The sequence below is a fragment of the Kluyvera sp. CHPC 1.251 genome (assembly GCF_036759945.1).
Lineage (GTDB): Bacteria > Pseudomonadota > Gammaproteobacteria > Enterobacterales > Enterobacteriaceae > Kluyvera > Kluyvera sichuanensis.
In genome coordinates, this window is the sequence record NZ_JAPKIC010000004.1 from 240,699 (window position 1) to 262,441 (window position 21,743).

The 21,743-nt window shown below is 56.1% G+C and carries 17 protein-coding genes; 2 read left to right on the plus strand and 15 right to left on the minus strand.

All coding sequences use genetic code 11. From position 1 onward, the window contains the following. The first annotated feature begins 19 nt into the window (after nucleotides 1–19). Complete coding sequence (locus V6940_RS10295; protein WP_333495777.1) at nucleotides 20–1,210, plus strand: amino acid aminotransferase; 1,191 nt, start codon at nucleotides 20–22, stop codon at nucleotides 1,208–1,210. A gap of 83 nt (nucleotides 1,211–1,293) precedes the next feature. On the opposite strand, the gene V6940_RS10300 is transcribed toward V6940_RS10295, so the two are convergent. The 7 genes from V6940_RS10300 to cmoM form a co-directional block, all read right to left on the minus strand. Then, the gene (locus tag V6940_RS10300; RefSeq protein WP_333495778.1) at nucleotides 1,294–1,941 is read right to left on the minus strand and encodes an MBL fold metallo-hydrolase; all 648 of its coding nucleotides are present in this window, start codon (nucleotides 1,939–1,941) and stop codon (nucleotides 1,294–1,296) included. Nucleotides 1,942–2,006: 65 nt separating this feature from the next. Continuing rightward, on the minus strand, nucleotides 2,007–2,558 hold the full coding sequence (locus V6940_RS10305; protein ID WP_185666553.1) for a YcbK family protein: 552 nt from the start codon (nucleotides 2,556–2,558) through the stop codon (nucleotides 2,007–2,009). Between the two features lie 184 nt (nucleotides 2,559–2,742). Next, nucleotides 2,743–4,527, minus strand: a complete 1,785-nt coding sequence (ldtD, locus tag V6940_RS10310; protein ID WP_333495779.1) for a L,D-transpeptidase — start codon at nucleotides 4,525–4,527, stop codon at nucleotides 2,743–2,745. Nucleotides 4,528–4,750: 223 nt separating this feature from the next. Then, nucleotides 4,751–9,199 carry a chromosome partition protein MukB gene (gene mukB, locus V6940_RS10315; RefSeq protein WP_333495780.1) on the minus strand — a complete coding sequence of 1,483 codons (4,449 nt, stop codon included), beginning with the start codon at nucleotides 9,197–9,199 and terminating at the stop codon, nucleotides 4,751–4,753. Beyond that, nucleotides 9,199–9,903, minus strand: a complete 705-nt coding sequence (gene mukE / locus V6940_RS10320) for a chromosome partition protein MukE (RefSeq protein WP_333495781.1) — start codon at nucleotides 9,901–9,903, stop codon at nucleotides 9,199–9,201. Before mukE ends, mukB begins: the two co-directional genes overlap by 1 nt. Continuing rightward, nucleotides 9,884–11,206: a chromosome partition protein MukF gene (gene mukF / locus V6940_RS10325; protein WP_035892424.1), complete on the minus strand. Its 1,323-nt coding sequence runs from the start codon at nucleotides 11,204–11,206 to the stop codon at nucleotides 9,884–9,886. Before mukF ends, mukE begins: the two co-directional genes overlap by 20 nt. Then, the gene (cmoM, locus tag V6940_RS10330; protein ID WP_333495782.1) at nucleotides 11,199–11,993 is read right to left on the minus strand and encodes a tRNA uridine 5-oxyacetic acid(34) methyltransferase CmoM; all 795 of its coding nucleotides are present in this window, start codon (nucleotides 11,991–11,993) and stop codon (nucleotides 11,199–11,201) included. Before cmoM ends, mukF begins: the two co-directional genes overlap by 8 nt. A gap of 124 nt (nucleotides 11,994–12,117) precedes the next feature. Between cmoM and elyC the strand changes: the two genes are divergently transcribed. Beyond that, complete coding sequence (gene elyC / locus V6940_RS10335) at nucleotides 12,118–12,897, plus strand: envelope biogenesis factor ElyC (RefSeq protein ID WP_333495783.1); 780 nt, start codon at nucleotides 12,118–12,120, stop codon at nucleotides 12,895–12,897. On the opposite strand, the gene V6940_RS10340 is transcribed toward elyC, so the two are convergent. The 8 genes from V6940_RS10340 to ihfB form a co-directional block, all read right to left on the minus strand. Then, nucleotides 12,874–13,767: a YcbJ family phosphotransferase gene (locus tag V6940_RS10340; protein ID WP_333495784.1), complete on the minus strand. Its 894-nt coding sequence runs from the start codon at nucleotides 13,765–13,767 to the stop codon at nucleotides 12,874–12,876. The genes elyC and V6940_RS10340 overlap by 24 nt on opposite strands. A gap of 138 nt (nucleotides 13,768–13,905) precedes the next feature. Then, the gene (kdsB, locus tag V6940_RS10345) at nucleotides 13,906–14,652 is read right to left on the minus strand and encodes a 3-deoxy-manno-octulosonate cytidylyltransferase (RefSeq protein ID WP_333495785.1); all 747 of its coding nucleotides are present in this window, start codon (nucleotides 14,650–14,652) and stop codon (nucleotides 13,906–13,908) included. Then, entirely contained in the window at nucleotides 14,649–14,831 is a 183-nt protein-coding gene (gene ycaR, locus V6940_RS10350; RefSeq protein WP_185666561.1) for a protein YcaR, read from the minus strand. Before ycaR ends, kdsB begins: the two co-directional genes overlap by 4 nt. A gap of 51 nt (nucleotides 14,832–14,882) precedes the next feature. Continuing rightward, on the minus strand, nucleotides 14,883–16,115 hold the full coding sequence (locus tag V6940_RS10355) for a winged helix-turn-helix domain-containing protein (protein WP_333495786.1): 1,233 nt from the start codon (nucleotides 16,113–16,115) through the stop codon (nucleotides 14,883–14,885). Nucleotides 16,116–16,146: 31 nt separating this feature from the next. After that, on the minus strand, nucleotides 16,147–17,127 hold the full coding sequence (gene lpxK / locus V6940_RS10360; protein ID WP_333495787.1) for a tetraacyldisaccharide 4'-kinase: 981 nt from the start codon (nucleotides 17,125–17,127) through the stop codon (nucleotides 16,147–16,149). Further along, nucleotides 17,124–18,872 carry a lipid A ABC transporter ATP-binding protein/permease MsbA gene (msbA, locus tag V6940_RS10365; protein ID WP_333495788.1) on the minus strand — a complete coding sequence of 583 codons (1,749 nt, stop codon included), beginning with the start codon at nucleotides 18,870–18,872 and terminating at the stop codon, nucleotides 17,124–17,126. The genes lpxK and msbA overlap by 4 nt, the downstream gene beginning before the upstream one ends. 36 nt (nucleotides 18,873–18,908) lie before the next feature. Then, nucleotides 18,909–21,170: a ComEC family protein gene (locus V6940_RS10370; RefSeq protein WP_333495789.1), complete on the minus strand. Its 2,262-nt coding sequence runs from the start codon at nucleotides 21,168–21,170 to the stop codon at nucleotides 18,909–18,911. Between the two features lie 227 nt (nucleotides 21,171–21,397). Further along, nucleotides 21,398–21,682 carry an integration host factor subunit beta gene (gene ihfB / locus V6940_RS10375; protein WP_015965094.1) on the minus strand — a complete coding sequence of 95 codons (285 nt, stop codon included), beginning with the start codon at nucleotides 21,680–21,682 and terminating at the stop codon, nucleotides 21,398–21,400. Between the last annotated feature and the right edge of the window lie 61 nt (nucleotides 21,683–21,743).

Below are 21,743 nucleotides of genomic sequence, written 5' to 3' on the forward strand. Positions count from 1 at the left end.
TAATAAATGGAACCTCGTCATGTTTGAGAACATTACAGCCGCCCCTGCCGACCCAATTCTGGGCCTGGCCGATCTGTTTCGCGCCGACGACCGCCCGGGTAAAATCAATCTCGGGATTGGTGTATATAAAGATGAAACCGGCAAGACCCCGGTTCTGACCAGCGTAAAAAAAGCTGAACAGTATCTGCTGGAAAATGAGACCACCAAAAACTATCTCGGCATTGATGGTATTCCTGAATTCGGTCGCTGCACGCAGGAACTGCTGTTTGGCAAAGGTAGCCCTATCGTTAGCGATAAGCGTGCTCGCACCGCGCAAACGCCTGGCGGCACCGGCGCGCTGCGCGTCGCGGCGGACTTCCTTGCTAAAAACACCGACGTGAAGCGCGTTTGGGTCAGCAATCCAAGCTGGCCGAACCACAAAAGCGTCTTTGGTGCTGCGGGCCTCGAAGTACGTGAATACAACTACTACAGCGCTGAAAAGCACGCGCTGGACTTCGACGCGCTGTTGGCTAGCCTGAACGACGCTCAGGCGGGTGATGTGGTGCTGTTCCACGGCTGCTGCCATAACCCAACCGGCATTGACCCTACGCTTGAGCAGTGGCAACAGCTGGCACAGCTTTCCGTTGAGAAAGGCTGGCTGCCGCTGTTTGACTTCGCGTACCAGGGCTTTGCTCGCGGTCTGGAAGAAGATGCGGAAGGCCTGCGTGCCTTTGCTGCACTGCACAAAGAGTTGATTGTGGCGAGCTCCTTCTCCAAAAACTTTGGCCTCTACAACGAGCGTGTGGGTGCCTGTACGCTGGTAACCGCCGACGCCGATACCGCCGACCGCGCCTTCAGCCAGATGAAGGCCGTTATCCGCGCCAACTACTCTAACCCACCGGCACACGGTGCATCCGTCGTAGCGACTATCCTTAGCAACGACGCTCTGCGTGCTATCTGGGAACAAGAGCTGACCGATATGCGCCAGCGCATCCAGCGCATGCGTCTGCTGTTTGTGAATACGCTGCAGGAAAAAGGGGCTAACCGTGACTTCAGCTTTATCACCAAACAGAACGGTATGTTCTCCTTCAGCGGCCTGACCAAAGAACAGGTTCTGCGTCTGCGCGAAGAGTTCGGCGTTTATGCCGTGGCCTCCGGTCGCATTAACGTTGCCGGGATGACCCCAGACAACATGGCGCCGCTGTGCGAAGCTATCGTCGCCGTACTGTAATATTCGAGTAGTCCGGATGAGGTGCGTAGCGCCGACTCCGGGTGGACATAAAAAAAGGCCGCATCAGCGGCCTTTTTGTTTTCTTACCAGACGGGAAGTTCATCCTGCAGGAACGGGTTATGCTGACGTTCATAACCAATCGTCGACATCGGCCCATGCCCGGCAATAAACTTCACGTCATCACCCAGCGGCAGCAGCTTGCGCTTGATAGCGTCAATCAGCTGCGCGTGGTCACCGCGCGGGAAGTCACTGCGCCCTACGCCACCTTTAAACAGCACGTCGCCGGAAATCAGCAACCGCGCATCATTATCAAAGAAGACCACATGACCTGGCGTATGCCCTGGGCAGTGCAGTACCTGCAGCTTCACGTTGCCCACGCTGACGGTGTCGCCTTCATTTAGCCAGCGATCTGGCGTCAGCGGCTGGCAGTCATCCAGACCAAACATCCGGCTTTGCGCCGGCAGGCCCTGCAACCAGAACTCGTCTTCTTTTTCCGGCCCAATCACCGGCACACCGTAGTGCTGTGCCAGTTCCGCCGCCGCACCCACATGATCAAGATGACCATGGGTCAGCAAAATTTGCTGCAACGTCACGCCAGCCTCGGTAACCTTCTGTTTAATGGTCTCAGCATCACCACCTGGATCGACCAGCGCCGCCAGTTTAGTTTGCTCACACCAGATCAACGAACAGTTCTGCGCGAACGCAGTGACCGGAATAATACGATAATTCATGCTGCTCCTGTTTATACTCAGCACCGTTCAGATACATCAGCGCATCTGAACTGTCGGGCGTAGAGTTACCAGTGCCGAACCGGACCGGTATCAATATGCACAAAGTTGCTACGTGGGTAATATCCTACACCACCTGCGCGCATAGATAACGCTGCTTTGCGTATATTACTTAAGGAAATACCTTCAATATGGAAATCCATTGCCTGACCTTTCGTGTGGTAGCTCTTTTTCGCTACCCCACTACTGTGCGCTCGCAGCTCATTATTGGTATCGAGGGAACGATACCCGGAGATTAATTGCACAGGCTTATTTGTTCCTAATAATCCCTGAAGGCGATAGAGCTGATCAAACAAAGAAGGATCGATGCTCTTTATTTTATTCGCGCGATAGTCACGGAAAAAATGGTTTAGTTTTGCTAATTCATCCTGAATATAGCCTCGGCCGTCAAAAAACTCGGCTTTTAGCAACTCGCCCGTATGTAGATTACTCAACGTTAAAATACGTGGACGAGGGGTCGAGAGGGTCGCAAGTGCAGGCGTGGGTAAGATGGCGGCAGCGCCAAGCGCAACCCCACCTAACGCCAGCAGTTTGCGGCGATTAGCGTCAAATTTGTCCATGATAATCAGGTCTACAGTCAGTAAATGTGATCGAAATATATGCACTTCTGGCGCACGTATTGCACCTTACCGGGCATCAAAGCCAGCGTCAAGGCGGCCTGTAGCGCAGAACCACCAGCCCCAAGCGTTCGGGGCTGGTATCTACGCTTTTTATTCGACCACTACATTACCTGAACTACTTCATTTATCTGATTAATTGTTCCGCTTTTGGCAGAATTTGTGCGCCGGATCGCGCCGTGACATCGTAATTGTAAATATCTGTTCGATATTGTGTCTGACCATCAGCGCCAACAAAGGCGGTCAGATAATAGAGATTAACCGGAATATTCTGCCGGATATTAACGTAACGCGTATTACCTTCCTTCAGCGCATCAGATATACGCGTGTCATTCCAGCCAGCATCCTGTAACAGCATATTTGCTAAATCAGAGGCTTTATTTACCCGTACGCATCCCGAACTTAATGCCCGCGCATCTTTCTGGAACAGATTATGGTTAGGCGTATCATGCAGATAAATCGCGTCTGAGCTTGGCATATTAAACTTATAGCGACCCAATGAGTTATGGTCGCCCGGCGCCTGCTGGAAACGGAACGGTAAATTCGACGGTGTGATCGTTGACCAATCCACGCGCCACGGATCGATGGTTTCTTTACTGTTCCACCCACGCAGCACGGTATAATTGTGGCGCTCCAGATACCCAGGGTCATTACGCAGCTTTGGCAGAATGTCGTTGCGCGCCAGCGTTGGTGGTACGTTCCACGGTGGGTTAACCACCACGTTATTCAGCGCACTGCTCATCATCGGCGTTTTCCGATCCGGACGCCCCACGATAACGCGTGAGGCCAGCGCTTCGCTGCCATTGAGGTAATAGACCAGCGAATACGCCGGAATGTTGACCATAATTCCGGTCGAGACTTTCCCCGGCAGCAGGCGCAGTCGTTGAATATTCAGCGCCAGCACGCCTGCACGTTCTGCGGAAGAGACGTTAAGCCAATCGCGCGTTGAAGCACCGATCACCCCATCAGCCCCTAAGCCCTGCGCCGCCTGGAAACGCTTAACTGCATCCACCAATTGACGATCGTAGGCCGCTGGTGCGTTCTTCGCGGCTTTTTTCGTTTTGCCGACGTTATCCCCCGGTAGCGGGATCGCTGGGCTGGTATCCAGTACGCCGTTACGCTGCAGAATTTCACGCAGCGCAGGCACATCGTTACTCCACTGTCCCGGCCGTAGCGCCGCCGTGGAGGTCAGTTTCGGCCACGGGCGGGTATCCCCCACCAGCGCCAGCAGCGCCTGATGCATTGCCGCATACTGCGGATGCTTCGGCGCCAATGCGGTAATAAACGACACCAGTGAGCCGTTATCCAGCGCCGTCTGCCATTTATTCAGCACCGACAGCGGCGGCGTCGCCAGGGTATAAGGTTTATCGCTGTATAGCCAGCGGTTGCCCTGAACCGGAATGCCGCTAATAAAGTGCAGATAGCCCATCAGCGCATCGGAGAGCACAACGTCGCGAGCCATGCCGCTGACGTTAGGATTCGTGAGCAGTTCAACCCATTGGGTAAACTGCGGCTGGAAACCGGCGATGGCCACTTCCGCCAGCTGCTGCTGGAAGGCGCGAACCGCCTCGCGGTTCTCCCACATCGGTTTCATCTCGCGGGCAGCGTAGAGCGTCACCAGCGGGTTCATATAGACGGGTTGATAGCCGGCAGGCAGCAGCGACTGGATCTCAGCACGGCTTTTCGCCGCCGCGCCATCCGCTAATGGCTTAGTGCCGACGAGGTTTGCCATCACGGGTGATTGCGCGCCCGGCTGGAGCAGCACCGGAGAAGGTTCTGCTGGCAGTGCGCTACTGTCAGACGGCACCAGTTCTGGCTCGCCCGCAGCAGCGGTAAACAGCGGAGCAAACGTCATTGCCAGACACAAACTTACCGCTGACAACCGACGACCATTTTCTTTTTTCAGCAACATCCCTTGCCCCCTGTTAAATATACGAAGACCCGTAACGTGGGCTCACTTTCAGTATATAAAGACAAAAACTATTTTGCCCGGTGAAATGTAAAGAAGTCTAAAGATAATAACGCGCTATAGGCTAAATACGGATAACAAAAAAGGCGACATAAATGTCGCCTTAGGTTCTGTTTTCGGATTAAACGCCATTTCCCGGGGTCGCTGCGCTCACCCGGGCGGTATACTACGATGCGTCGGCGGTGCCTGGCAGCGTTTCGGGCAACTGTGCGGCAAAACCACGCAGACCCACCACGTGAACGTGTTCGTGGTTATTCACCACTTTACGTACCAGTTTGTAGGTGGTGCCCTTCTCTGGGCTAATGTTTTCCGGCGCCGCGATAATCAGCTGCATCTCCAGACGTTCGCAGAGTTCGAACAGCGTGGCGATAGAGCGGGCATCCAGACGCGCCGCTTCATCGAGGAACAGCAGACGGCACGGAGACAGGTCTTTACCACGCAGACGACGCGCTTCATCTTCCCAGCTCTGTACCACCATCACCAGAATCGACATCCCGGTACCGATAGCTTCACCGGTCGACAGAGCGCCAGATTCCGCACGCAGCCAGCCGTCGGAACCACGGTTAACCTCAACTTCCATCTCCAGATAGCTACGGTAGTCGAGCAGCTCTTCACCGATGGTCTGCGGCGTACGCTGACCCATGTCGATTTGCGGATTCAGGCGCTGATACAGCTTCGCCAACGCTTCCGAGAAGGTCAGGCGATTGCTGTTAAACAGATCCTGATGCTGCTCGTGCTGTTCAGAAAGTACGTCCAGCAGCATCGAGTGCGTCTCACGCACGTTGACGTTCAGACGCACGCTGTTAACCTGGCCGAACGACACGCTCTGCAGGCCCTGGTTCAGCTGGCGAATACGGTTCTGCTCGCGCTGAATGGTCTTGCGGATAATGTTCGCAACGCTTCGGGAGCTGATCGCCAGTTTCTGTTCGCGGTTGGTCAGCTCTTCCGTCAGACGGCTCAGTTCGATTTCCATCTGTTCGATGGCCTCAACCGGGTCGTCGGTGCGGATAATATCCTGGCGAATACGCTCGCGCAGGTGCTGGTAAACGGCAACGAAGAACTGGATCTTACGTTCCGGACGTTTCGGGTCTTCCGACATGCGCAGGACATCGCGCAGGTGTTCGTTATCCGCGACGGCCAGGCGCAGCGCACCCAGCGCCTTATCCGACATGGAACGCAGATCGTCGGCGGAGAGGTAGGCCAGCTCGCGGCGGTGCAGACGACGTTCAACGTTGTTGTCTTTCACCAGACGCATCACCGCACACCAGCCCGCTTTCGCGCTCACCACCTGTTCGCGCATTTCGAGATAATCGCGTTCCAGCTTGCGCAGCTTACGAGTCAGGTTATCCATTTCCGCTTCGCAGAAGGTCAACGCTTTTTCCAGCTGATTGCGGCGCGCACGGTTGTTGCTCAACTGCGCGTGCAGTTCATCGCGACGAATACGCGCGCGCTCTTCGGCACCCGCATCGGCACGCACGCCAATATCTTTCAGCTCTTTATAGAGATCGTTGAGCAGCTCTTTTTTGGTGTCATAGGAGCTTTTCAGCGATGCCAGCACCTGGCTGTACTGACTCACCTGGGCAGCGTGGGTACGTAGCGCTTCACGGGCGCGGCTACGCTCGCTTTCCGCCTGTGCCAGACGTTCGCGCAGTTTTTCGTTCAGATCGCTATTGCCGGAGAGCATCTCCGCCGAATCGGAATAACCAAAGTGCGCACGACGCTGCACCACTTCCGTCAAGGCAAACGCCTGCTGACGTGCTTCACGCTGCACCTGCTGCGACCAGGCATAATCTTCTTTCAGCTGTTCAAACTGCTCCGGGTCGTTCTGCAGAACAGCAACGATCGGCTCCAGTTTGGCCAGCTGGTTGCCGTGCTGTTGGATGAAGCGCGCGGCTTCCTGAGCTTCGTCCAGACGCTCCTGGATTTCTTCCACGCGGTCGGCCAGCGTCTCGTCAGCCAACAGGCTCAGACGTGGCAGCAGGCGGTTAAGCTGGGCCACGCCCTCTTTCGCCTGTTCGTACTGCGCCTGCTGCTGCTGATTGTCGCTTTCATGGCTGCTGAGCGCACGTTCCAGTTCATTGCGACGGGTGTTCAGTTTGCGGATTTCCGCTTCTGGATCGTCCTCAAACGCTACCGACAGATGGCTGCCGATAAAGCGACTGAACGCCTGATGCAGACGCTGGGTTTTCTGTACGTCGAACGACAGGGTCGCAAAACGTTCGGACAGCCCTTCACGCTCGGCGTGCAGGCTCTCAATGCGGCTTTCGCGCGCAGCACGACCAAACAGCGGTAGCGATGGGAAGCGGGAGTAACGCCACTGGCGGTCGGAGGTTTTTACCACCACCGCTTTTTCCAGCTCATCGACGTTGAATACGCTGTCATCGAAGGACTGCGGATCCCCTTCAATCAGATAGAGATCTTCCGGGCAATCCTCCAGCCCTTCCAGATACTCAGCGATCTGCGACAGATCCGGCACTACGATAGCGTGGCGAGACGGCCCGTACAGCGCGGAGAAGTACGGCGCATCATCGAGGCTGACGTCATCATAAATCTCGGACAGCAGCACGCCGCCAAAACGTTCCGCCAGCGCATTCAGGCGCGGGTCTTCGGAACCGCCAGGCTGGCTAAGACGCTCAATTTCGTCATCCACCGCACGTTTGCGCGCGCCAACTTCGTCACGTTCCACGATGGCTTCGCGTTCACGTTCCAGCAGTTGTTGCAGGTATTCGGTCACATCCTGGCTGGACTCAAACTGCTCGCCACTCTGTTCACACAGCTGGTTTAAGCTGTTTTGCGCTGCCAGCCAAACCGGCGCGCGGTGCATCAACGCAGAGATGCGCGATTGCAGCTGTTCCTGTTCCTGGCGCAGCGCCATACGCTGTTCGCGCGCATCGGTTACGCAGTCGCTCAGCGCAGCAATACGTGCTTCCAGCTCGTGATGCAGCTTTTCGAGTTCGTCGATGCCGTACTGTTTGCCCTGACGTTTGCAGAAGTCAGCCAGCAGACGTTCAGCTTCCTGCTGCTCGCGCAGACGCTGTTCCAGCTCGTTCAGGCGGCTGCGCAGCGGCTGCGCCTGCTCTGCCAGATGACGCTGGTTAACGCCGTCGCGCAGCAGCTCACGCGCCACGTCCCAGGCTTCATTACGTGCCAGCGGCCCGTTAATGGCTTCAACAATCTGGAATGCCTGTTCAAACTGGCTGTGCGCGGTCTGTGAAACGCTCATTTTCTGTTCGAGCGTCAGCAGTTTTTCGGTTGCTTCCTGCTCTTTAGCCTGGAAGGTTTCCAGCCATTCATCCGCACTTTCTGGCGTTAAATCCGGCAGATGACAGAGCGCTTTCGCACGCTCCAGCGCCTGCAGCGCCTGAGTGTACTGAATAGCGCGCGTCTGCTGTACGTCCAGCGCCTGCTGGTAGTCAGCGAGCTGGCTTTTCAGCTCATCCACTTCCAGCTCGGCGGCTTCGGCGCGCGCTTCGTTCTCTTCCTGCTGCTCGGCGGCTTCGGCGACTACTTCGTTCTGTTCTTCCAGACGAATTTGCAGCTCATCTAAGTCCGCTTCATAGCGCTCAATTTTTTCCTGCTGGCGCAGTGCGGTCTGCACCAGGTTCAGATGGTCGCTGGCGGCCTGATGATCGGCTTCCAGATCCCCTTCTGCCCCGTTGTGCTCCTGTAACTCACGGGCCATATCGACGTGCTTATACTGCTCGGCCGCCAACTGAGAGCGGGAGGTGAACAGTTCGCGGCGATATTCCAGCGCCTTATCAAGGTGTACACGACGTTCGTTGGCATGACGCATATAGTCCGCGGCAACGTAGTCGGTCGCTTCAGAAATCAGGTGCTTAAACAGGTCGCGGTCAGATTGGGTGACGCGAATGGCTTCCAGCGTCATGCGGTTTTCACGCAGCGCCGCTTCCATGTCCTGGAACGCTTTACGCACGCCGCTGTTTTCCGGCAGCAGGTAGTCACGCAGCGAGCGGGTAATGGCGCTGGAGATACCGCCGTACAGCGATGCTTCAATCAGGCGGTAGAATTTACTACGGTCGGACGCAGAGCGCAGACGGCGAGCGACGATGCCCAGATCGAACATCAGCGCATGGTAGTCGGTAATCGAGTTGAACTGCTTGAACTGCACGCCTTCGATGGTATCGAGCTTGTCTTTCAGCTCCTGCAGGCTCAGCACGCGCGCCTGACGTTCGTTCATCGTTTCGGTCAGCAGCTGCGTCGGCTGGATGGAGGTCGGCAGACCCTGAATAGCAAACGGCTTGATATCGACCTTACGGTCGCGCCCGGCAACCTGCTGCAGACGTACGCCAACGACCACGCGCTGGTGACGCGAGTTCATCACATCCAGTACCGAGTAGCAGACCCCGGCTTTCAGCTTACCGTGCAGGCCTTTATCGCGAGAACCACTGGTGGCCCCGGCTTCCGTGGTGTTACGGAAGTGCAGCAGGGTTAAATCTGGGATCAACGCCGTGACGAAGGCTGCCATGGTGGTGGATTTGCCGGCACCGTTACCGCCCGAGAGCGTGGTCACCAGTTCATCTAAGTCGAAGGTACGGGCAAAGAACCCGTTCCAGTTAATCAGCGTTAGCGAACGAAATTTACCGCGATCGATCATTACTCTTCCTCCCCGCTATCCTGCTGATTGTCGTCGTTCTCGTCATTGAGCTGCAGATGGTTTTCGATAGCCATCGCTTCGCCATCGCGGATCATGCGCAGCTGCGCTTCCCGCGCGTCATCGCCGGAGCGAACGTCAGCACCGAAGCGGAACACCGATTCGGTAATGCGGAATTTGCTGCTGTCGTGACCCATAAACCACACCATCCCAAGACGGCGCAGGCGGTTGAGCGAGGAACGCACCTTCTCCTGCAGTTTCTGACGGTCGAGGTCAGAACCCGTGGAGCGGTTGTTGACCAGCTTCAGCAGTTTGGCTTCGTCGGCCAATGCCAGCAGTTCGTCATACAGTTCCTGCTGGGTGAAGATGCCTTCGTTAGCCAGACGCTCCGGGCTGAGGTAGAGGTAGCAAAGGATTTTGCCGACCATCATGTCCAGTTCGGATAAAACCGAGCGCGGAATCAACGTGGTGGAACGCGGACGCAGGTAGAAGAACCCTTCCGGCGCGCGGATAAGCTCCACGTTATAACGAGCATAAAACTCTTCCAGATACTCCTGGAAATCCATCAAAAAGGCGTGGTTGTCCAGTTCATCCAGACCGATATGACGACCACCGCGCAGCGCGCTATCCAGCGCAGGGAAAAGGGGGTTGGCCAGGGCCTGTGCCAGTTTAACCGGCATCACTTGTTCAATATTTGTCGATGACATGCGCCTGTACCTTGGCTCCGTAATCATTAATCGACTGCCATTTAGCCGGCAGTCCGGTGAAATCGGCTTGCGCCACGCCCAAACGTACCGCCTGGTCTACCACGATCCTCGCCACGTCGAAGTGACGCGCGCGCGGGTACTGCACCAGGTACTCTTTCACCACCAGACCGAGGTCCAGCGGCAGCTGTTTGGTTCGATAAATAGCCAACTGTTCTTCAATTAGCGCGGCGAGCTGTTCGCGAATTTCGTTAAATTCTTCGTACTCTAAATCCGGCGGAAGTTCCCCGGTGACCTCTTCATCGCGCAACGTCATCTCTTCATCACGCATGTCCAGCAGACGGTCGGCGCTGGCGTAGGTGAGCGCCCACGGCGCGTCGAAATAAGACTGCACCGACTGGCGCAGACGCTGGGCAAAGACGCGGTTTTTATCCATATCGATAGCGGTACGGATAAATTTATGCACGTGGCGGTCATAGCCAATCCACAGGTCAATCGCCTGTTGGCCCCAGCTCACGATGCGGTCAAGTTTGCTTTGTAGATCGAATACCAGCCGGTCGACAAAGTGCAGATCGTTATGGCTCAGCGTCGCATCCTGAATGCGCAGCAGATTAGCCTGCAGCTTATCGCCCGCCGCATCCAGCGTATCCTGCAGTTCGCGCAGGGTGCCGGACGTTTCAGAGAGCAGCAGTTCACAGCTGGAGATTGCCGCGCGCCAGTCTTTATTCAGCAACTGCGCGATGTCATCTTTCACCGACTGCTGCTGTTCATCCATGATGCGCTGCGTCAGATCGATACTGTCAAAAATCTCCGCCACCGAATACTTCAGCGGCGCGTAGACGTTACGGTGCCAGTGGAATTCATCACCACCCTCGTCAGCAGAATCCGCTGCGCGCTTCAATTCGCTGGCGACAATCGACAGCTGCATGGAGAGGCGCAGGGTAGAAAATTCACGCTGGCGAATATAGTAGTCGGTAATGCCAATCCCCAGCGGGGTCAGACGATAGATGGCGTTCCCTTCCGTGATTTCGCTGGTAAAGCGGTTCAGCAGACGTTGGCGAACCAGGTCGTTAATCGCGTTATTGGCGCGAGTGCCGATGGTTTCACTGGTTTGCTCAAACGCATCACTGACGTGACGGAACGCATCCACCAGCTCGCCTTCCGTCATTTCACCTTCCAGTCGCTCACCGTTCAGCGTTGCAATAGCCAGCAAAAATGAGAGCCTATCGACAGGTAGCGAAATGGCGAAATCATTTTTCCTGGCCCAAGCAACCAGTTCGGGGACTGTCTGGGAAAATTCACTCATCGTTTTTCCTTGTTTCTGTCTGCGGCTTCAGCGCGGTGACATGAATATAGCGCCCCAGGCTAATATACGGTTCCTGGCGGCAATAGCGCGTTTCAAGCTCCAGCAAAATGTCAAAGCTGTTCTTTTGCATCTGCTTATCGCGCAGGTAATCATGAAACACCCGCACGCCGGTTTTCCCGTTAATTTGCCAGCCCATCTCTTCCAGCCAGCCATAGACCAGCTGCGGGTCACGCGGGTAGTTCGGCGACAGCGTGCGTCTTTTCTTTTTCGGCATGCCTAACGCCACATAATCGAAGTTGCCGACCACCATGTTACGCATCAACAGGCCGTTTGCATTGTAGAACATTAATGATAATGTGCCGCCCGGACGAAGCACCGACCACAACGTTTTGAGCACGTCCTGCGGTTCGGCCACCCACTCCAGCACAGCGTGAAACAATATCAGATCAACCGGGCTTTCCAAATGCTCCGCCACGTCCTGGACCGCGCATTGTACGAAATGCATGTTGTGGCTCACACCTTTCTCGCTGGCGGCCTGAGTTGCTCGATCGATCATTTCAGCGGAAAGGTCGCACAGCGTTACATGGTGCCCGCGCTCCGCCATTTTGATGGCTGTCTGGCCTTCACCACCGCCGGCATCCAGGATACGCAGCGGCTGCGGCCCCATTTTCGCCAGCAGGGCGTCAAGATCTTGCCACAGAATAGCCTGGCGCAGCTGTCCCTTCGTGGTGCCGTATATATTGCGGGAAAACTTATCCGCAATGTCATCGAAATTGCGATCCTTCACAGGACATCCTCACATCGCCAGTGGCAAAGGGGCTATTTTGTCACACCCACGGCGATAATGAAGCTATCTGGTGTAATATCGCTGCATTCATACGGTCGGATGGTTAAAAAAGGTACGGTACCGGATGCTTTTTACGCTGAAAAAGTATATCGGCGGCATGATGCTGCCACTGCCTCTGCTTCTATTGTTGATAGGTTTGGGAATAATCCTGGTCTGGTTCACCCGCTTTCAAAAATTGGGTAAAGCCGGTATTACCCAGGGATGGTTAGCCCTACTGCTGCTCAGCCTGCAACCTGTAGCCGATGGGCTACTCAAACCGATTGAGGATAAGTATCCCACCTGGCGCGGCGAACAACCGGTGCAGTATGTGGTTGTGCTCGGCGGTGGATACACCTGGAACCCGGAATGGGCGCCAAGCTCGAACCTGATAAATAACAGCCTGCCGCGACTGGCGGAAGGCATGCGCCTGTGGCAGGCCAATCCAGGCTCGAAAATAGTCTTTACCGGCGCACGGGCCAAAACCAACACGGTGAGTACCGCAGAGGCGGGAGCTCGAGTGGCTGAAAGTCTGGGCGTACCACGCAGCGAGATTATCGTGCTGGATACGCCGAAAGATACCGAAGAAGAAGCGAGCGCCGTGAAGGCCGCGATCGGCGATGCGCCGTTCCTGCTGGTCACCTCCGCCTCGCATCTGCCGCGCGCCATGATCTTCTTCCAGCACGCCGGATTGCATCCGCTGCCCGCTCCGGCCAACCAGCTAGCCATTACGTCACCGCTCAACCCGTGGGAACGCGCGATCCCCTCCCCGGTCTGGCTAATGCACAGCGACCGGGTCGGATATGAAACGCTGGGGAGAATCTGGCAGTGGCTGAAAGGAGATTCAGGCGAGCCAGGGGCGCAGTGACGTTGCAGCAAGATCAAAGTTGGCGCGGTTGAATTTGCCAGTATTGACCAGCTTGTCGACTTCATCCCATAACAGGTAGAGCCAGCGCCGCCAGAGAAACGCTTCCGCCACCGGCGCGCGCTGGAGATAGTGCCAGAGCAGCTGTTCCGCTTGCCCGCTTTCGTGCAGACGGAACAGTTCATACTCCCGTGGCGCCCAGAGAATCGCCCCCGGCCCCACCATCGCCAGCAGCTGGTCGCTACGTGAATCTTTCAGCATGCTGCGCAGGGTCAGATGCCCATGCACCAGCACGCAGTTATCGCTAAAACCGTCAAACAGCGTGTCCAGACACTCGCGAGTACGGAACAGCAGCCGCTTATCCTGCATGGTCAGGCCGGTGTTCTGATAGAGATTGAGCGTCCCCCACAGCACCTCAATGCGCTGGCGATACCAGTGCGGCCAGCTGTTTTCCTGCGTGCCGTCGACAAAGCCCACGCTGCCCGAACTGTCGACCCGATGCCATGCCAGCAGCGCTTCAACGATTTGATCTTTCAGCGCATCCCACCGCTGCGGGTTGCGTGTTGGCGCCTCCACCGGCACGCCGCGCAGACGCTCAAGCAGTAGCACATCCGGCCCGGGATGCTCTTCATGAGTCATAACCCCATACACCACCGGCATGCGTACGGTACCGCTGCGCGCCAGCATGGATATTTTCCACGCCAGCTGACGCGCCACACCCGGCGATGAAAAGCTCCGCGCCACCAGCGGCATGGGATTCCCTTCGGCATCATAAAGCGACCACAGCGCGGTATCCGTCTGCTCGTTGATACATTCCACGCGGCTGAGCGGTTCGCCCAACAGGTGGCTGAGTTCTGCACGTAGCTGTTCCATGTCGATTACCCCTATAAAAGCCATTGCTTTCATAATGAGCATATGAAAAGTGAATTTCACCAGACAAGATCAAAATTGCAACAGAAAGTCAGGAAATACTCAGGCGAGAATGCCCCCCACGATGGAGGGGCAGGAGGATTACTTCAGCTCGGCGCGAACGCGCTCCAGATCTTCTGGCGTATCAACGCCCGTTCCCGGCACTTCTTTCGCCACGGCAACGTGAATTTTTTCGCCGTACCACAGCACGCGCAGCTGTTCGAGCATCTCAATGTGCTCCAGCGGACTCGGCGCCCAGGTTACGTAACGGCGAATAAATCCGGCACGGTAGCCGTAGATGCCAATGTGGCGCAGCAGCGTGTCGCCAATTTCCTCACGGCTTTTGGCAAAACGATCGCGATCCCACGGGATGGTGGCGCGGGAGAAGTAAAGCGCATAGCCGTCCTTGTCCATCACCACTTTCACTGCATTCGGGTTAAAGGCTTCTTCTGCATCATGAATCGGTACCGCCAGCGTTGCCATACCAGAGTGGCTGGCCGCCAGGTTTTCCGCCACCTGACGGATAATAACCGCTGGGATCATCGGCTCGTCGCCCTGGACGTTAACGATGACGGTGTCGTCGCTGAAGCCGCATTTCTCGACCACTTCCGCCAGACGTTCGGTCCCGGACTGATGATCGGCACGTGTCATGCAGACTTCACCGCCCGCCGCTTCAACGGCTTTTGCCACTTCAGCATGATCGGTTGCCACGATGATGCGATCGGCCCCGGATTCGCGTGCGCGCTCCAGTACGTGCACAATCATCGGCTTACCGTTGATATCCTGTAACGGTTTACCCGGCAGGCGCGTAGAGGCAAAGCGAGCCGGAATAATCACGACAAAGCTCATGGGCGATTCTCTTCAGCAGCTAAAGCGCGGGCTTCGTTTTCCAGCAACACGGGGATACCGTCACGCAGGGGAAACGCCAGATTATCAAGTTTGCAAATCAGTTCTTGCTTGTCCTGGCTGTAGTAGAGTTTGCCGTTGCAAACCGGGCAGGCAATAATTTCAAGTAGACGGTGATCCATGGTTCCTCCTGATGGGCCGAATCGAAAACCAGTGCAGCATATCATAGAGCGCTACCGGCCTGCGTCAATCTCCCAACCGTGTCGTTGTTCACTAAAGATTTTTTCAGCAACCGTACCCAGCGTCACCCGCGTCGCCCCCTGCCAGCGCGCAAAATCGTTAATCGCCAGCATCAGTCCCTTTTCAAGCTGCTGGCTAACGCGTACGCCCGTTTCCAGGTACAGAGCAAAAATCTCCAGCACGCCGTCCGCACGATGCATTTTGCTGTCCATACGTCCGACGATCTCCCCGCGATGCAGCAACGGCAGTACAAAGTAGCCGTACTGGCGTTTCGGTGCCGGCGTGTAGCACTCAAGGCGGTAGGAGAAGTTGAAGAACTGTTCTGCTCGTTTGCGATCCCAAACCACGGGATCAAACGGTGAAAGCACTGCGCTGTGCGTGGCATTGAGCTTACCTTCCAGCGCTCGCGTCAACTCCGGCTGTAGGCTATGGTGAACCCACATTTCGCCAAGCTGGTCGACGTTAACCGGAACCACCAACTGCCGTTCCTGCCAGCCGGCCAGCAGTGCGGCGAAGTCTGGTCGACGCAGGCGATAATAGTCAGCCAGCCACTCGGGGCGAAAAATGCCCAGGCTGCGGGCGCTGTTTTCCAGCATCGCGGCTTCAGCCTGCGGTTGCGGCAGCGCTTGTTTCTTATCATCCCAATGCGGCATAACCCGTTCAGTCAGGTCGTAGACGCGCTGGAAGTTGCGCCGCGCGATAACCATCACCTCCCCGGCGGTAAACAGCCCTTCGAGGTGGCGCTTGTGCGGTTTCCACTCCCACCATCCACTCTCCCCTTTACGCGGATGGGTAAAATCGGCCGAGCGAACCGGGCCATTTTCAGCAATATGGGATTTCAGCGCCGCGATATCCTCGGCATGTTCGTCCATCCAGCTTTGATGGTATTTCCAGCCCATTTTATGCGGCGACAGCATACGATGACGAACCAGCGGAAAGTCGCTGCGCGGCAGGAAGCAGGCTTCGTGCGCCCAGTACTCCATCAGCTCGCCGCGAGACAGCGCATCATCAAGCCAGGTTGATGGGTAGGCACCAAGGCGGCTGAACAGCACCAGATAGGGGCTGCGCGCCACCACGTTGATGGTGTCTATCTGCAACAAGGACATTTGCCGGATGGTCTGGAGAATATCGCCCGTTTTGGGCTGACGGCGCGGGCGGGTAAGCAGCCCCTGCGCTGCAAGGTGAAGATGGCGCGCGGCACGAAGAGTAAGGTGCAATTCAGACATGCGGACTCCCCAGACGATCGCGCGCCGCCGTTTAGCGTCGAGCGAGGGTAATCAGTTCCTGAAGCAGCGTCTGCGCGCGGTCACCGGAAAGTACGGCATCGACCGGCAGATACCACCAGTTTTTCTGCGCAAAGTGACGGCATTTGACCGCGTCTTTTTCCGTCATGATAAGCGTTTGCCCTGGCGAAACCAGCGCCTGAACATCTGCTTCGGTTAGCGCCTGATGATCCGCTAACGCAACCGTACGGACCGGATTCACACCACAGGCGTTCAGCGTGGCAAAAAAGCGTGGAGGATGGCCAATACCGGCCATCGCCACCGCGTTTTGTAGGTTCGACACGGGCTGGCGTTCGCCGGTCAGCAGATTAATGGCATCACCAGGCTGCAGCGTCATCGGAATTTCACCCGACTGCGCGTTGCCGCCGTTTACGATACGGGCATCCACCGTTTCCAGTCTTGACGCCCGCTCGCGCATCGGCCCCGCGGGCAGCCACCAGCCGTTACCAAAGCGGCGCACGCCGTCGATAACCACAATCTCTTTATCACGTGCCAGCCGATAGTGTTGCAGGCCATCATCGGTGACAATCAATTGCAGGTCGTGAGCCACCAGCAGCGCTTTCACCGCATCGACTCTTACCGGAGAGACCGCTACAGGCGCGCCGGTGCGCTGGAAAATCAGCACGGGTTCATCACCCGCCTGCGCCGTGGTGGTTTCAGCGGTTAATAGCAGCGGATAATGCTCCGCTTTACCGCCGTAGCCACGCGACACCACGCCAACACGAATGCCCTGACGCTGAAGTTGCTCCACCAGCCAGATAACCACCGGCGTTTTACCGTTGCCGCCCGCCGTGAGGTTTCCCACCACAACCACCGGGCACGGCGCGCGCCAGGATTTCTTAATGCCTAGCTGGTAGCACAGGCGAATGATGCCGCTCACCAGGCCATATAGCCAGGAGAGCGGCAGCAGTAAACGCCAAAACGGCGATTCGCCCGACCAGATTTTCGCTATCATTCGCCAAACTGCATTTTGTGCAGCTGCGCGTAGACGCCGCGATGCGCCAACAGGTCAGTATGGCTACCGCGTTCCACAATCTGACCATCTTCAACCACGATAATCTCGTCAGCTTGTTCAATGGTCGACAGGCGGTGGGCGATAACCAGCGACGTGCGGTTTTTCTGCAGTTCGTCGAGGGCCGCCTGGATTGCACGTTCGGATTCGGTATCCAATGCCGAGGTTGCTTCATCGAGGATCAGGATAGGGCTATTGCGCAGCAGCGCGCGCGCAATGGCGATACGCTGGCGCTGGCCGCCGGAAAGCAGCACGCCGTTTTCGCCAATAATCGTATCCAGACCGTTATCCATCTTATTGATAAAGTCCATCGCATAAGCCATACGCGCGGCTTCTTCAATCTGCTCACGGCTGAACTCGTCGGTTCGAGCGTAGGCAATATTGTTCGCCACCGTATCATTGAACAGGTGCACGTTCTGCGATACCAGCGCAACCTGATTACGCAGCGAAGTCAGCTTATACTCCCGCAGGTCGTGACCATCGAGCAGGATTTCGCCTTTATCAATGTCGTAGAAGCGGGTCAGCAGGCTGGCGATGGTCGATTTACCCGAACCTGAACGCCCTACCAGAGCGACCGTTTTGCCTTCCGGAATAGCCAGATTGATATTTTTCAGCGCCGGAGTTTCACGACCAGGATAGGTGAACGTCACATTGCGGAATTCAACGTTGCCTTTCGCACGCTCAACGTCCAGCTTGCCTTCGTCTTTTTCCTGCTCGCTATCAAGGATGGAGAACAGCGTCTGACAGGCCGCCATCCCACGCTGAAACTGCGCGTTGACGTTGGTTAACGACTTCAGCGGACGCATCAGCGCAATCATGGAAGAGAAGACCACGGTGATGGTACCGGCCGTCAGGGTTTGCATCACGCTAGGGAAGCTTGCCGCGTACAGCACGAACGCCAGCGCCAGCGAAGCAATCAACTGAATAATCGGGTCAGAGATAGAGGACGCAGAGACCAGCTTCATACCCTGCAAACGCATTCTGTTGCTGACCTTATCAAAGCGGTTGGTTTCCACCTGCTGGCCACCGAACATCAGCACTTCTTTATGCCCTTTCAGCATCTGTTCAGCGCTGGTGGTCACCTGACCCATGGTGTTCTGCATGTTTTTACTGATGTTACGGAAACGCTTAGAGACAACACGAATAGCGATCGAAACAATAGGTGCCAGAACGATAAGAATGATCGACAGCTGCCAGCTGTAATAGAACATCATGATAAACAGGCCAATGATAGATGCCCCTTCACGCACCACAGTAATCAGCGCGTTAGAAGAAGATGAAGCCACCTGTTCAGAATCATAAGTAATACGCGACAGCAGTGTACCGGTCGACTGTTTATCGAAGAAAGAGACCGGCATTCCCATCATATGACCGAATAACCGGCGACGCATGGTCATCACGACCTTGCCGGAAACCCAGGAGATACAGTAACTAGAGATGTAGCTTGTGATGCCGCGCAGGACCATCAAGCCAATAACGACCAGCGGCATCCACAGCAGCACTGAGCGATCCGTTTTACCAAAACCATCATCCAGTAACGGTTTAAGAAGCGATAGCATGAAGGTATCGCTGGCTGCGTTAAGAATTAACGCAACGCCCGCCACGAGTAGCCCTGCTTTGTACGGCGCAATAGTCGGCCAGAGTCGGCGGAAGGTCTGCCACGTGGAGAGATCTTTGTCGTTCTGCATTCAAAAAACCAGCTTGTGTTGAAATAGCCGCATATTCTACCCGTTATCGCGAGTCTCGCCAAACCACTGATGATACCAACGAGGTAAAAGTTGATCTCGTAAGCCTTCGATACACCAGCCATTCGCACTGAATGTCACGGTTATCTGCCCCTGGTGCGGGGTATCAAACCAGGCATATTGGCGCTGGAGATAGCGAGTCTTCACCTTTGCAGAAGGCAGTCGCCACGCGTTATAGCGGGATGCGGAAGCCAGAGCGGCAGCGCCGCCCACCCGTTGTATCAGTGCCATACCCGAGGAAGTCGAGCTGCCATGATGTGGAACCTGAATAATTGTAGACGCAAAAGATTGCCAGAAACGGCTAATCATGGCCATTTCTGCCGATAATTCAATATCTCCCGTCAGCAGAATACTGTTCTTCCCATCATCTACCCTGACCACACACGACCCGTTATTACCTTTGGCGGGCTGCCCCGGCAGCGGCCAGAGCACCTGAAAGGTGAGTCCCTGCCACTGCCAGCGATCGCCACGAGCGCAGGGTTGATGACCCGCCCACCCCAACGGACTTTTGATCCACGCCTGCGGCCAGGCTTTTTGTAATGATAGCAATCCACCGCGGTGATCCAGATGATCGTGGCTGAGAATGATTCCCTGCGGCGTCAGTTGATGCCAGCGTAGCCAGGGAATAATCAACTGCTCACCGCTATCGCCCTCCGGCCAAGCCAGGCCAGTATCATAGAGTAGCGCTTTATCCCCCCGAGAAATAACCATCGCCAGCCCCTGTCCTACGTCCAGCATGGTGACCTGCCAGCGATCTGGCGGCATTTTTCGCCAGATGGGAAAAGAGAGCAGTACGCACATTGAGAGTACCAACGCGGGATACCGAAGCCAACCGTGTAGGCGCCACAACGCTAATGCCATCCACGGCAGCAGAGAAACCGCTTGCCATGCGCTCCCAATATTCCACCACCCCGCAGGTAGCATACGTAAATAGTGAAATACCGCCGACATGACTCCATTGGCTGCATGCCAGACCACCATTTCCAGTGAGCTCGGCCCGCATAGATGCATTAGCATAGCAAACAGAATCAACGGGACCGCCACGAACGTCACAACCGGAACCGCAATCAGGTTTGCTACAAGCGATGTCGTGCTGACGCCATGAAAAAGTAGGCTCTGCAGCGGCGCCAGCAACAGCATAAGCCCCAGTTGCAGGTGAATAAGGCCCACCAACGGGCGCAGCATACGTGGATAACCTTCGGTTGGCAGCGGAGCCCATTGGTACCAGAAGATAAGTGTGGCGACGGCAAATGCCGACAGCCATAAACTATCGGAAAGCACCGCAAGCGGGTCGATAAACACAATTGCCGCCAGACAGCAAAGCCACACCTCCCACCCCGTCCAGCGTCGCCCACTCAGGCGTAAGGCGCACCAGATCAGCGCCGCCACAATGGTTCGTAGCGCTGGAGGCTGCATTCCGGTCAACCACGCATAGGCAAACCCGCTCACCAGCGAAATGATTAACGGCAATCGCCAGTTGATAAGCCAACCGGGCAGGAAAAACTGGATACCGCGGATAAGCAGCCAGCCAAGCGATGCGCCCAGTGCGATATGCAGCCCGGAAATCGCCATAAGGTGTGATGTTCCGGTCTCCTGCATGAGCGTTTTGATCTCCGGCGATACCGACAGCCGTTCGCCCATACCCAGCGCCAGCATCACCTCACGCCACTGAAATCCATCCAGCGTCGTTTGCAGCGAAGCAAGGTACCGAGCGCGCAGGTTACAGCGGCTATCCAGTACCTGCGCCGTCACCATACGGCCGGTTAACGGGCGGTGTTGCGACAAGGCGTAGCGCTGGGCGTCAAATCCACCCTCGTTAAGCTGCCCATGCACCGCCCGGGCGCGAATCGTCATACGCCAGCGCTGGCCCACGCAGGGTGGTAGCGGCATATAGTTGCCATACAGTGTAATCAGGGGACTGGGAAACAGGCGTTGCCCATCCAGGTGCGTTATCTTTCCCTGATGCGTCGTTTGCCCATCACTCTGCGTCAGGACCATCTCAACCTGACGGTTTTTTCCTGGGATAGCCTCAGCGGACCATTGCATCTGCCATGCCGACAGCACGCCCCAACAAAACATCAGACCGATAATGCTTACAGCTCTCCCTGAAGGCACACACAGGCCTAGCGCTATCAGCGCCGCGATAGCGAAATAGATAATACTAAGAGAGGGTAAATCTGGCAGTACGGTCAGCGGCAAAATGCCAGCTAACGTGCAGCAGGCGAGCCCAGGTAAACGCATCAACACCTCCTTGTTTTCTGGAGTGTCGCGCGTGCAGATCGTCCTGTCGTGCCGCAATTATTCCCATTGCGAAGCGGATTCCAAAGAAGATTCGGGACGTGCAGAAATAACAATGAAAATGCGGGAGGGATTCCAGATAGCAGCCCAGAGCCGAACCGCAGATATGAAAAAAGCACCCGCAGGTGCTTTTCTCTCAACCAAGTTTATCGCCAGACGGCGGACGAAACTCAATCGTAAATATTGGCGCGATCGCGCAGTTCTTTACCCGGCTTAAAGTGCGGCACGTACTTGCCTTCCAGTTCCACTTTGTCGCCAGTCTTCGGGTTACGCCCGGTACGTGGTGCTCTGTAGTGCAGAGAGAAGCTGCCGAAACCGCGGATTTCAATACGCTCACCCTGTGCCAGGGTAGAAGCCATATGCTCCAGCATCTCTTTCACCGCATCTTCCACTGCCTTAGCAGGGATATGGGATTGCTGGCTGGCAAGTCTTTCAATCAATTCTGACTTGGTCATGATTCCTCCGGTTTCCTTTCAAGGAAAATTAGCTAACAGCTTATTAAACAAGGGCGGCCGT

What these genes read in the sequence shown, in the direction of transcription:
- V6940_RS10295 (WP_333495777.1), top strand. Translation starts at nt 20, where the DNA reads ATGTTTGAGAACATTACAGCCGCCCCTGCCGACCCAATTCTGGGCCTG.
- V6940_RS10300 (WP_333495778.1), bottom strand. Translation starts at nt 1,941, where the DNA reads ATGAATTATCGTATTATTCCGGTCACTGCGTTCGCGCAGAACTGTTCG.
- V6940_RS10305 (WP_185666553.1), bottom strand. Translation starts at nt 2,558, where the DNA reads ATGGACAAATTTGACGCTAATCGCCGCAAACTGCTGGCGTTAGGTGGG.
- ldtD (WP_333495779.1), bottom strand. Translation starts at nt 4,527, where the DNA reads ATGTTGCTGAAAAAAGAAAATGGTCGTCGGTTGTCAGCGGTAAGTTTG.
- mukB (WP_333495780.1), bottom strand. Translation starts at nt 9,199, where the DNA reads ATGATCGATCGCGGTAAATTTCGTTCGCTAACGCTGATTAACTGGAAC.
- mukE (WP_333495781.1), bottom strand. Translation starts at nt 9,903, where the DNA reads ATGTCATCGACAAATATTGAACAAGTGATGCCGGTTAAACTGGCACAG.
- mukF (WP_035892424.1), bottom strand. Translation starts at nt 11,206, where the DNA reads ATGAGTGAATTTTCCCAGACAGTCCCCGAACTGGTTGCTTGGGCCAGG.
- elyC (WP_333495783.1), top strand. Translation starts at nt 12,118, where the DNA reads ATGCTTTTTACGCTGAAAAAGTATATCGGCGGCATGATGCTGCCACTG.
- V6940_RS10340 (WP_333495784.1), bottom strand. Translation starts at nt 13,767, where the DNA reads ATGGAACAGCTACGTGCAGAACTCAGCCACCTGTTGGGCGAACCGCTC.
- kdsB (WP_333495785.1), bottom strand. Translation starts at nt 14,652, where the DNA reads ATGAGCTTTGTCGTGATTATTCCGGCTCGCTTTGCCTCTACGCGCCTG.
- ycaR (WP_185666561.1), bottom strand. Translation starts at nt 14,831, where the DNA reads ATGGATCACCGTCTACTTGAAATTATTGCCTGCCCGGTTTGCAACGGC.
- V6940_RS10355 (WP_333495786.1), bottom strand. Translation starts at nt 16,115, where the DNA reads ATGTCTGAATTGCACCTTACTCTTCGTGCCGCGCGCCATCTTCACCTT.
- lpxK (WP_333495787.1), bottom strand. Translation starts at nt 17,127, where the DNA reads ATGATAGCGAAAATCTGGTCGGGCGAATCGCCGTTTTGGCGTTTACTG.
- msbA (WP_333495788.1), bottom strand. Translation starts at nt 18,872, where the DNA reads ATGCAGAACGACAAAGATCTCTCCACGTGGCAGACCTTCCGCCGACTC.
- V6940_RS10370 (WP_333495789.1), bottom strand. Translation starts at nt 21,170, where the DNA reads ATGCGTTTACCTGGGCTCGCCTGCTGCACGTTAGCTGGCATTTTGCCG.
- ihfB (WP_015965094.1), bottom strand. Translation starts at nt 21,682, where the DNA reads ATGACCAAGTCAGAATTGATTGAAAGACTTGCCAGCCAGCAATCCCAT.